7 protein-coding genes and 1 tRNA gene are annotated in these 10,263 nt (G+C 43.6%); 2 read left to right on the top strand and 6 right to left on the bottom strand.

All coding sequences use genetic code 11. The features are described 5' to 3' along the window. Positions 1-294: 294 nt before the first annotated feature. The 5 genes from asnS to J7K41_03850 all read right to left on the bottom strand — a co-directional run bounded on the left by asnS (position 295) and on the right by J7K41_03850 (position 5,998). Positions 295-1,626, bottom strand: a complete 1,332-nt coding sequence (asnS, locus tag J7K41_03870) for an asparagine--tRNA ligase (protein ID MCD6549813.1) — start codon at positions 1,624-1,626, stop codon at positions 295-297. A 512-nt stretch (positions 1,627-2,138) separates the two neighbouring features. Further along, positions 2,139-4,211: a DNA topoisomerase I gene (topA, locus tag J7K41_03865; GenBank protein MCD6549812.1), complete on the bottom strand. Its 2,073-nt coding sequence runs from the start codon at positions 4,209-4,211 to the stop codon at positions 2,139-2,141. Continuing rightward, the gene (locus J7K41_03860; protein MCD6549811.1) at positions 4,189-5,136 is read right to left on the bottom strand and encodes a hypothetical protein; all 948 of its coding nucleotides are present in this window, start codon (positions 5,134-5,136) and stop codon (positions 4,189-4,191) included. The genes topA and J7K41_03860 overlap by 23 nt, the downstream gene beginning before the upstream one ends. Next, a complete protein-coding gene (locus tag J7K41_03855) occupies positions 5,137-5,883 on the bottom strand; it encodes a hypothetical protein (protein ID MCD6549810.1) in 747 nt (248 codons plus the stop codon). A gap of 40 nt (positions 5,884-5,923) precedes the next feature. Continuing rightward, positions 5,924-5,998 (bottom strand) — tRNA-Glu (locus J7K41_03850). 179 nt (positions 5,999-6,177) lie between these two features. Here J7K41_03850 and J7K41_03845 point away from each other — a divergent pair. Together J7K41_03845 and pheT are read left to right on the top strand one after the other, a co-directional pair. Beyond that, on the top strand, positions 6,178-7,698 hold the full coding sequence (locus J7K41_03845) for a phenylalanine--tRNA ligase subunit alpha (protein ID MCD6549809.1): 1,521 nt from the start codon (positions 6,178-6,180) through the stop codon (positions 7,696-7,698). 12 nt (positions 7,699-7,710) lie between these two features. After that, positions 7,711-9,393, top strand: a complete 1,683-nt coding sequence (gene pheT, locus J7K41_03840; GenBank protein ID MCD6549808.1) for a phenylalanine--tRNA ligase subunit beta — start codon at positions 7,711-7,713, stop codon at positions 9,391-9,393. Between the two features lie 4 nt (positions 9,394-9,397). On the opposite strand, the gene truD is transcribed toward pheT, so the two are convergent. Then, positions 9,398-10,263 (bottom strand): tRNA pseudouridine(13) synthase TruD (truD, locus tag J7K41_03835; protein MCD6549807.1); only part of this gene is annotated, 866 nt, incomplete at its 5' end.

Below are 10,263 nucleotides of genomic sequence, written 5' to 3'. Positions count from 1 at the left end.
TTCTTATTCTCGCTCTTTGTTAACATCAACTCAGCGAAATTAACTTTTTATAAAGAATTATTTACAAAGGCGCATCGCCTCATCCATACGTACCGCGTCGGATACGGATTCTGATACTTCTTACCAGACCACTGCCTCGGTACGGCTATATGAACTTACGTCCTTTTTTTCGCCAGTTTACCCGTAACCCGGTGGTACAACTTCATCGATTTACTGCAACACCTTCGCCCCGCGTAGATACTCTTTCTCATAACCGGTAAACTCACCCGAACAAACGATTTTTCTCAATACACCTCACGGCCTCACACGGTTGATCGTTCTCGGGAAGGGAATAGTATCACGAATATGATCCAGATTAAGTATCCACTTAAGGAACCGTTCGATACCCAAACCGAAACCGCTGTGAGGAACAGAACCGTACCTTCTCAGATCAACATACCACTTATAATCCTCAGAATCCGGATCCAAACCGAAGCGTTTCATCTTCTCTATCAATTCATCCACTTTCCAAATCCTCTCGGAACCAGTGATAATCTCGCCATGTCCTTCAGGAGCCAACATGTCATTAGTTAATACCGTTCCTTTTCTATTAGGATCCTCTCGCATATAAAAGGCTTTTACCTCTGAAGGATAATGATGGACTATCAAAGGTAACTCTAGGTCTTTGGTGAGAACCTTCTCCTCGTCGGCACCCGGATCTTGACCCCATTCAAAATCAAGACCTTTACTCTGTAAGGTGTCAACCATCTCATCATAACTCATCCGTGGGAATGGAGGTTCAACCTTTTTGAGTTGAGCAGGCTCCCGACCGATATCTTTTAAGAGTTCAGAGTGGTTCTCGACCATCTTTTCACATACATAAGATACTAATCCCTCCTGAAGTTTGATATTCTTCTCAAAATCATACCAAGCAGCCTCAGGTTCCAGATGCCAGTACTCGGCTAGATGTCTTACCGTCCTGGACGGTTCCGCCCTAAACGAAGGGGCAAATACGTATATCTTCTCTAGAGAATAGATGAGCGCCTCACCGTAGAGTTGACTACTCTCTGTCAGGTGGGCACGTTCACCAAAGTAATCTACCGAGAAAAGAGCAGCACCTCCCTCACACGCGGACTTTATTATAATAGGTGGTGTGAGGTTCCAAAAACCTTCAGATTGTAGGTATTCCTGAAGATAGTTGATCACATGATGTCTCGCTTTCATAATCTTGGTTAACTTCTGAGACCTCACCCAGAGATGTCTATTATCCAGGAGGAATTCTACTGATAGATCCTTTCCTATCGGGAATGGTTCACCTATACTAACCGGTGTTAACGATTCTACATCAATCTCATAACCGGTGGGGGCTCGTTCGTCTTTTCGCAACTTACCCTTCAAGATTAAAGAACTCTCAATGTATAATTTATTTGCTGTTTCCCAAACATCATCAGATACCTGTGAACGTTCTACAAGAGCCTGTACGATACCAGTAGAATCACGAACCACTATAAATACACGTTCCTTAGTCTTACGTATCCGGTATACCCAACCCTTAACCGAAACGGTCTGACCGGCTAGATCGTCCGTCAACAGTTCAACGGGTTTACATCCTTCAACCTCTTTAATAATCCGTTCGGTCTCATCCATTAAAAATCACCTCTAAGAGAATGGGGAGCCGAGATTTGAACTCTTAGCAATCAATTTTGAAGTGGTTATTTAAATAGAGATATTAATAAAAATCTTTTGAAAACTTCTGTAGTTGCGATTGTGAATAAATCCTAAAATTTTCTTAAAAACCAAAATTTAGTTTGGGTTAAGTATGTTGTTAGGGGGTTTATTTGTGATTATATCTGGTTATGTGAGATATAACACATAACAAAAAACAAAATTGGAGAGGAGGATCAGCATATACCCAGAACATACCTAACCGGATTCTCAAAGTTTTTACCTCTAACGATCTCCCCCAGGATCATCTTAAGTCTGGAGAAGTAGGTTTCTACCACTTCATCTCTTCTCATACCTACTGATAATCAACTCATGTCTATTTATCTCAATATATGAGATGATAGAGCCCCAAGTATCTCAATTCTCTTCGACACTGGGAACAACGTTTAAAAGAATTATTCACAAAGGCGTACTCTCTACCAATAGACAGACATTCAAACCTTCTTTCTCTTTCTCCGTCTCGGTTTTCTTGACGATTTTTCTTTTTTCTTCTCCCAACCAGCCTTAGTGGGACAGTTCGGGTCCAGACACATCTCAAACGGAGGTCTACCTTTCCTTATCACTTTGATTATCGGTGTCCCGCATTTTTCGCATGTTTTACCGGTCGGTTCGATCAGCGCATTCTGAGGCAACGGATAGGTAGTGGGACATTTAGGGAAGTTGTCGCATGACACATATTGCTTACGTGTCTTGGGAGACCTTACGATAACCAGATGTCCGGAATCACAGTTGGGACATTTACCCACGACTTTGTACGTTGTTTTTTGAAGTCGTGCGGCTAACTCTTTCCCGATCTTATCTTCGTTCTCCTTAAACTTTTTCAATATCTTGATGAGTGTTTCTTTGCCCTCTTCTATCACTTTGTATTCCTCGTACTCGTGCGACATGATTCTTTCCATCTCGTATTCAAACTTTCTGGTCAGTTTTTCGTCCAGGATCTCCGGACAGTACTTCTTCAATGTTTCATAAACAGCCATCCCTAGGGGTGTTACCTTTATGCTCGTCCCTTCTATGTACTGTCTGTCGTACAACGTTTCTACGACCACTGCACGCGTCGCTTTTGTACCCAACCCTCTCTTTTCAAGTTCCGAGACCAACGATGCCGGCGTATACCTGTTCGGAGGTTTGGTCATCTTTTCTTCCGCATCCAGTTTAACGGTTATCTCCATCCCTTCCCTATATCCTGGGAACTCCGTTTCCTCCAGACCTGCATATTTGTAAGGTGTTATCCACCCGGGTGTTATTGTTCGTTTCCCAGAGGCTTTGAACCGTTCACCTGAGATATCTATCTTTACTGTTTGCGTCTCTCTTTCTGCGTATTCGTAGAAACATGCCAGATATCTCCTTACGATTAGGTCGTAGAGTTTCATCTCGTTTTTTCCGACCTTGGCAATAGGACCCAACGGATGTATCGCCGGATGTGCCGGGTCATCCTTTTTACCTTCGTACGGTCTGAAACGTCCTGACTCAAGTATATGTTCCGCATATTCGGCGTACGTATCCTGCTGGCTCAATTCCTTAATGATCCGTTTGTGACCGAGTTTTGCAGGCAACTTCTGTGAAGAGGTACGCGGATAAGATATCATAGAAGCCTCGTAAAGTGTTTGGGCATACTCCAAGGTTTTGGCGGGTTGGAACCCGAACACCCTGTATGCTTCTACCTGTAAACTTGTAAGGTCGAACGGCGGCTTTGGAGGCATCTTGAAAATCTTTTTATCTACTGTCAGGACTTTTGCTTTTCGCTTGTCTTTAATCTTGTTATAGACCTTCTCGAACTCTTTCTTATCGGTAAACCTCTCTTTCTCGTGTATGAACTTTACTTTCTTATGCAATGCCCATATCTGATAGTAAGGTTCTGGTGTGAACTCTCTGATCTCTATTTCTCTCTGGGCAAGAATAGCAAGGGCAGGACCTTGTATTCTACCTATGCTCAGAGTTTTTCTGATGTTCTGTTTCTGCAAAGAGATCATGAGCGCTCTTGACAGATTAATCCCGTAGAACCAATCGAGAATATGTCTTGCTTCTCCAGCGTATGCGTTTGTGTAATCAAGGTTGCCCATATTCTCATACGACTCGATAAGGTCCCTACGTGTAAGAGCAGAGAACTTCATCCTTTTACCGTCGGTTCTTTTGCACGCAAACCTAATTACGTTCCATGCTATAAGTGATCCCTCTATATCGTAATCACAGGCACTAACCACTTCATCGGTTTTTGGAGCCAATTCTTCTATGACCCTGATGTAGTTACGTGTATACGATAAAGATTTGTCTACCTGGTAAGCGGGTTTCCATTCGATATCAAACACAGGATACTTCCTTGTAGGTGTTTTCTCGGCCAACGTGTAAACATGACCCACTGCAGACACTATGAGTAACCGTTCCCCGTTCCTTTCTATCTCGTAATATGCGACACCGTACTTGCGTTTTGCAGTAACTTTACCTTCGGCTAACGCGTAAGCCATCGTACGTGCAACTTTTGGTTTCTCACAGATGAGCATTTTTGTCAAATGCGAACACCTCGTCTTCCATGTTTCGGTTGAAAACCACGTGATCTTCGATTTCCTTTAATACGGTTTCTTTCCAGACCCGGTATTCTTCAACCGTTCTGAAAAAGAAAACGGCGAACGTTCTGTGACCCCCGCCGCCGTATTGTTTAGCCAGCCTACCCAGGTCTATGTCTACATCGTATCCTTTAACAAACTGGTTTCTACCTACGGTCACATGCAGCAGTTCACCCTTCCCATCGGAATTCTTTTGCATCGTTGCAAACAGTACCATGGGTTTATCGTACATTGCAGTTTGCACATGCCTGACAAGTCTGTATTCTTTTACTTCCCTATCCAACAGTTCCGTGATTGCGGTCTTATCAGTAGTAGTGGTTTTTTGTTTTATTACCTCTGTGTAGCGACCTATTGTTTCGTACACCTTCCTCGACCTTTCTTCCACAGCCTCCGATCTGAGGGTTGTTTCTACACTGTTGGTCTTAAGGCTTTTGGTAAGGAACAACGCATATCTTTTGTCATTGTCCAATGCATGGGTGAATGCCAACAGTATCGCACCTTTGGGTTTCAGTACATCTTCCCTTGACCTGAACCTGGCGGAATCGATGATATCTGTTTCTTCCACCAACCTTTTGTACTTTCGGAGTTTTTCTTCACCGTAGTATTCGTATATCACGTGTGATGCGCTGGGTAACAGTTTGAACGATCCGTTAATGGGTCCTTTAGGCATGTTTATTCGATGATGGTCAAACCACAGGTAACACCCCGGCACGTACGGAAGATCGCAAATAATATCGTCTTTAGTGACCTTAACCTTACCTCTGATAAGTTCGGTAACGCTCACAAACAGATAATCCGTTACGTCTTCGCAGGCAGAAACAAGCACCGCAGACACGATACCATCAAAATCGTTATGCGTTATAACGCGCATTCAGATACCCTCCATCTTATAACCAGTCCTTCTCAAAAACTTTTTGAATCTTAGCATTTCCTCTTTTGACAACCCTTCTATCCATCTGTCCACCATTCTTTTAACCGCATCTCTGTCGGTTTCTCTTACGAGTGATTCGAAACTTTCCGGCCCGAACTTTTTATCAACCTTTTCTTTTATTTCTTCAGCATCAAAATACACGTACCCTTTTATGAACCTGTTCAGTCCTACACAGTAGGCCGCTACCGATGCGGTTAGTTCGTTGAGGTCGGGTTCGCGTGTTTTCACTTTACCGAGTCTGAACATCAGATAATGTCTGATCAATTCTGTTGCTCCGATGAACAAAATATTACCGACGTCTTCGGCGAGATATCCGGTTTTGCTCAGAATGTCGTCTATGATAAATCGTGTGAAATCTAAACCTTTTTTATTTTTGATCGCTTCTGCGACGAATTCTAACAGTATCTCACCGTGATCACCGTACATCCATACTCCGCATTCATCATAAACGTCGTCGGGGTTCGACTTTCTTCTTTTGACTACCTTCAATTCTGTTGCTACATTGTAAAACCTTGAAGGAACAATAAAATCTTCGGATATTTCGTATATCTTCTGTAAACTGTTTAATATTTCGTTCTCCAGATAACGGGCGACTTTTTCCTTGGTCTTTTCATCTATGCTCTTAGCAAAGGACAGCTGATAATAAACTTCATAACTCATTCTTACAATCAGCGAACATGTTTTCATTCCTCATCAACCCGTCTTACCATCAGGTAATATTTGAAGATGCTCCGGCCGGGATTTGAACCCGGGTCTCCAGGTTGAGAGCCTGACATCCTTGGCCGGACTAGACGACCGGAGCACACAAACACATGTTCCAAAAAATAAATCCGGTGTTTCCAAGTTCATATATACTTTAGAGAGACGTTTAAAAACCTTGCCATTAACCGTTTTTATAAACTTTGTAAATAATTATAAATTTTTGTTGAGTATATTCTTTGGCTGATCGTGATACTGTACCATTCTTGAGAGGTGTCAAAATTGTCCGGGAACAAAAAAACGTTGGAGATGTTGAACAGGACGGAAGTTGTAGTGTTACAGAAATTGTTGTTACTGACCGGTCAACCCGATAGATATGTCGATGAAAACGACCTGATGAACGCTCTGAAGGACGAACGATTGGAAGAAACCGCATTGAAACGTGCTCTCATTTATTTGGAGAACAAAGGACTTGTTAAAATAAGACGTACGAAAAAGGTTCGTTATGTAATAACCGCCCGTGGGAAGAGTATTCTTGAGCAAGGCACTCCTGAAGAACGCCTCTTCTCATGGTTGAAAACGAACCCGGACGTGAGAGTGGCTGACCTGTCCGACTCAGGATTAAACCGGGAAGAGATCAATGTGGCACTGGGACGTCTTAAAAAGCAGGGAGTTCTAGATATCCAAGGCGGTAGGATAGCACTTAAAACTGATTCGTACGTGTCACCGGTTTCTCAAGCGCTTAAGTCTGTAGAGAAGGGCGAACAGCCCGCTGGGATGAGCGATCTCGAATCGCGTGGATTGGTGGAAAGAAAAGAACGTGAGGTTTGGGAAGTGACACTTACAGATAGAGCGATAGAATCACGTGAAGACATACTCCATCTTGATACCGATTTTGTCGACCGTTTAACACGCGAACTGCTCGTTTCAGGCGCGTGGAAAGGTAAACGGTTCAGAAGGTATGACGTAGAATCTCCAGTACCTGAGATATGGGGCGGTAGAAAACATCCGCTTCGATTGATATGGGAATCCGTTCGTGATGTCTTCCTTGAGATGGGATTTGTTGAAATGACAGGTAATTGGGTAGACCTTGTATTCTGGAACATGGATGCTATGTTTATCCCTCAAGATCATCCTGCACGCGATGTTCAGGACACGTTTTACCTTGGTGTGAAAGCGGATATAGGCGACATAGACCTCGTAAACCGTGTGAAAAGTGTTCACGAGACAGGAGGCGATACAGGGTCGTTGGGTTGGCAATTCCCATGGGATCCGGAAGTTCCGAAAGAATTGATGTTACGGTCCCACACAACCTGTTTGACGTTTCGGACTTTGGCTTCAGGTATAACGCCGCCATGCAAATATTTTGCCATCGGACGCGTTTTCCGTAACGAAGCAATCGACAGATTCCATCTTCCAGAGTTCCATCAGATTGAAGGATTCGTGGCGAGCGAAGGGTTGACTTTAAGAGATCTGTTCGGTTACATAAAAGAGTTCTACGATAAGATAGGTATCAAAAAGTTAAGGTTCAAACCCACCTACAATCCGTACACAGAACCGTCAGCGGAGATATTCGCTTATCATAAAGGGTTAAACAGATGGATAGAGGTAGGTAACTCAGGTATGTTCCGACCGGAGAGTCTGAGACCGTACAACGTAAACGTCCCGGTGATAGCATGGGGTCTGGCCCTCGAAAGGTTAGCTATGTTGACCTATCAATTGGATGATATCCGCGAGTTGGTAGGACATACCTGCGACATCAACTGGCTGAGAACTTATCAACTTCCTGAGATGAAATTGTGAGGTGTGGAGAAAATGCCGATGTTAGAGGTCAATAAAAAGAGGTTGAACGAGTTATTGGGTGAACGGTTGGACGATAATGAAGTTTATGAGGTCTTGTTTAAGATAGGTATGGAACTTGACGATGTGACCGATGATGAGTACAAGATCGAAATAACTCCTGACAGAGTGGACATGTTATCCCCGCACGGATTGGTTCGCGCCCTCAAAAATTATCTTGGTCTGGAACTACCTCGTGAGTACAGGACTGCCGGTGAATCCGGATGGAAGGTTAGCGTAGACCCTTCGGTTCTTGATGTACGTCCGTACATCGGAAACTTCATTGTCAAAGGAATAGATGTGGATGAAGATGTTATCAAGGAGATCATATACGTTCAAGAGAAGTTGCATGCAACCCTATGCAGAAAACGAAGTGTTGCCTCTATCGGTATATACCCTGCAGAAAAGATCGTCCCTCCGTTAACGTACCTGGCTATGAGACCCGAGGATATACGGTTCATACCACTCGGCGAGACGGTTGAGATGACTGCTGATGAGATACTTTCTAAACATCCGACAGGTATCGAATACGGTAAACTGCTCAGTAACAAGAACAAATACCCTATACTTATGGATAGTAAGAGAGAGATTCTGTCAATGCCGCCGATCATCAATTCGGAGGTTTGCGGTCGTGTCACTGAGGATACACGAACCATGTTCGTTGACGTTACCGGTACGAGAGAGGTAACCGTTAAACATACGTTGAACATCCTTGCCTGTTTGTTCATAGACATGGGAGGTGATGTTTACAGTGTAGATATCGAGCGTGGAGACAGCATTACAACAACGCCTGATTTGGTTTATCGGAGGATGGACATCGATACAAAAGATGTAAACAGGGTCCTAGGGACCGAACTGAATAGAGATGAGGTCAACAGGTTGTTGACCCGGATGGGTTACCTGATTCGTGACGACGGAGTGTACGTGGAACCGTACAGGATAGACGTGTTGCACCCGATAGACATAATCGATGATGTAGGACGCGCTGTTACCTACGATTCTCTTGAACCTACGGTTACCCCGGTGTTCACGATCGGCAGGTTACCTCCAACTGAACGGATGATAGATAGAATACGTGAGATTATGATAGGGTTGAAATTCGTTGAAACGTTTACAATGGGATTAACGTCTTCTAAGGAACAGTTTGATAAAATGAACGTGCAATCCGCCGATCACGTAACAATCAATCGTGCCAAAGCAAAAGATGTCGATATGGTTCGGTATTGGTTGCTGCCCGAAATACTTAAGACGTTGCAGGTTAATAAGGACAGGCCGTATCCGATCAAGATGTTTGAACTGTCAGATGTTGTGATCCCTGCAAACACGACAACTCCATCAGAATTACCTTTTGTAAACAGAAAACATCTGTCATTTGTAATTTCAGACGACAACGTAGGATTTACCGAGGCCAAACAGGTTATCGATTACATCTTCAGATTATTGGGTATCGACTATCTGATGAAAGGTGTTGACCATCCGAGCTTCATACCTGGAAGATGCGCCAAAGTTATGATAACCGATGGGAAAAAGGGAACGGACGTCGGTATGGTGGGAGAGATACACCCAGAAGTTCTCGGACGTTTTGATGTGCAGACCCCGACGGTCGGAGCAGAGATAGACATCGAAAAGGTCATGACCGAATTTTTGTCAAAGGGTTGATGGTTCATTCAAACTTCTTTTTAATATGTTGATACCATGATGGAGTTTCCATCGTTTTCAAAAAGATTGTACCGTAAGAGCCCGACTGGAGTATGAACCGGACGGTGTCTTTAGTTCCGTCGGTAAACCTATCTACCTCTTTAACCCGAGTGTAGAACGGTCTAAAACTGCCTGCAGTTTGCAATTCTGGTAAACTTGTATCTGAAAAATCTTCTGATGAGAGGTTCAGTTTGTCCAGGATCTTTTCTTCTGATTCGTTGAGCCGTGAATGTTTCCCGATAAGGTTTATGCATAACCATTCATCACCTCTTTTGTAGATGTCCGGAAACCCGTATCTGTCCGTGGCACACATGTACTCGTTTTCGAACGGTTCATCTTTGGATGTAGCCATTCTTTCCAAAACCTCTACGTTGAAGATGTACGATTGAAGACTGTGTACAAACATTTGGAGAGAAGTCTTCGGCAATTTTCTGAGAGCGCCAATGTAATCTCTGGGATGTTGGGCGAGGTGATGGAGAATTATATGTTCTAATCTGAGGAACCTGGGATATTCGTGTACGGCTCGGGAGTAGTTTCCGGATTCCTTTAATCTATCCCTGGCCTCGATAACAGATGTGTTTCTTTCATTCTCGGTGTCTGTTAGAAACATCAGAACTGCCTCTTTGAACATACCTTTCAGTAAAAGATAACCTATTACATGGTTATTGTATCTGTTACCGAACCTCTGGATACCGAACAGGTTAGGTATGATTTGCGGCAGTTCCTTCCTTCTTTCGGGTTTAAAGCCTTTTCCGTAAGTCATTACTACTGTGAACCTGTTGGCTATGAGGTCTCCCAACTGAACAGGCACATCTGAATACCACATCCCGT

The sequence above is a fragment of the Candidatus Micrarchaeota archaeon genome (assembly GCA_021163225.1).
Taxonomy (GTDB): domain Archaea; phylum Micrarchaeota; class Micrarchaeia; order Anstonellales; family JAGGXE01; genus JAGGXE01.
This window is presented reverse-complemented; position numbering and strand designations above follow the sequence as displayed.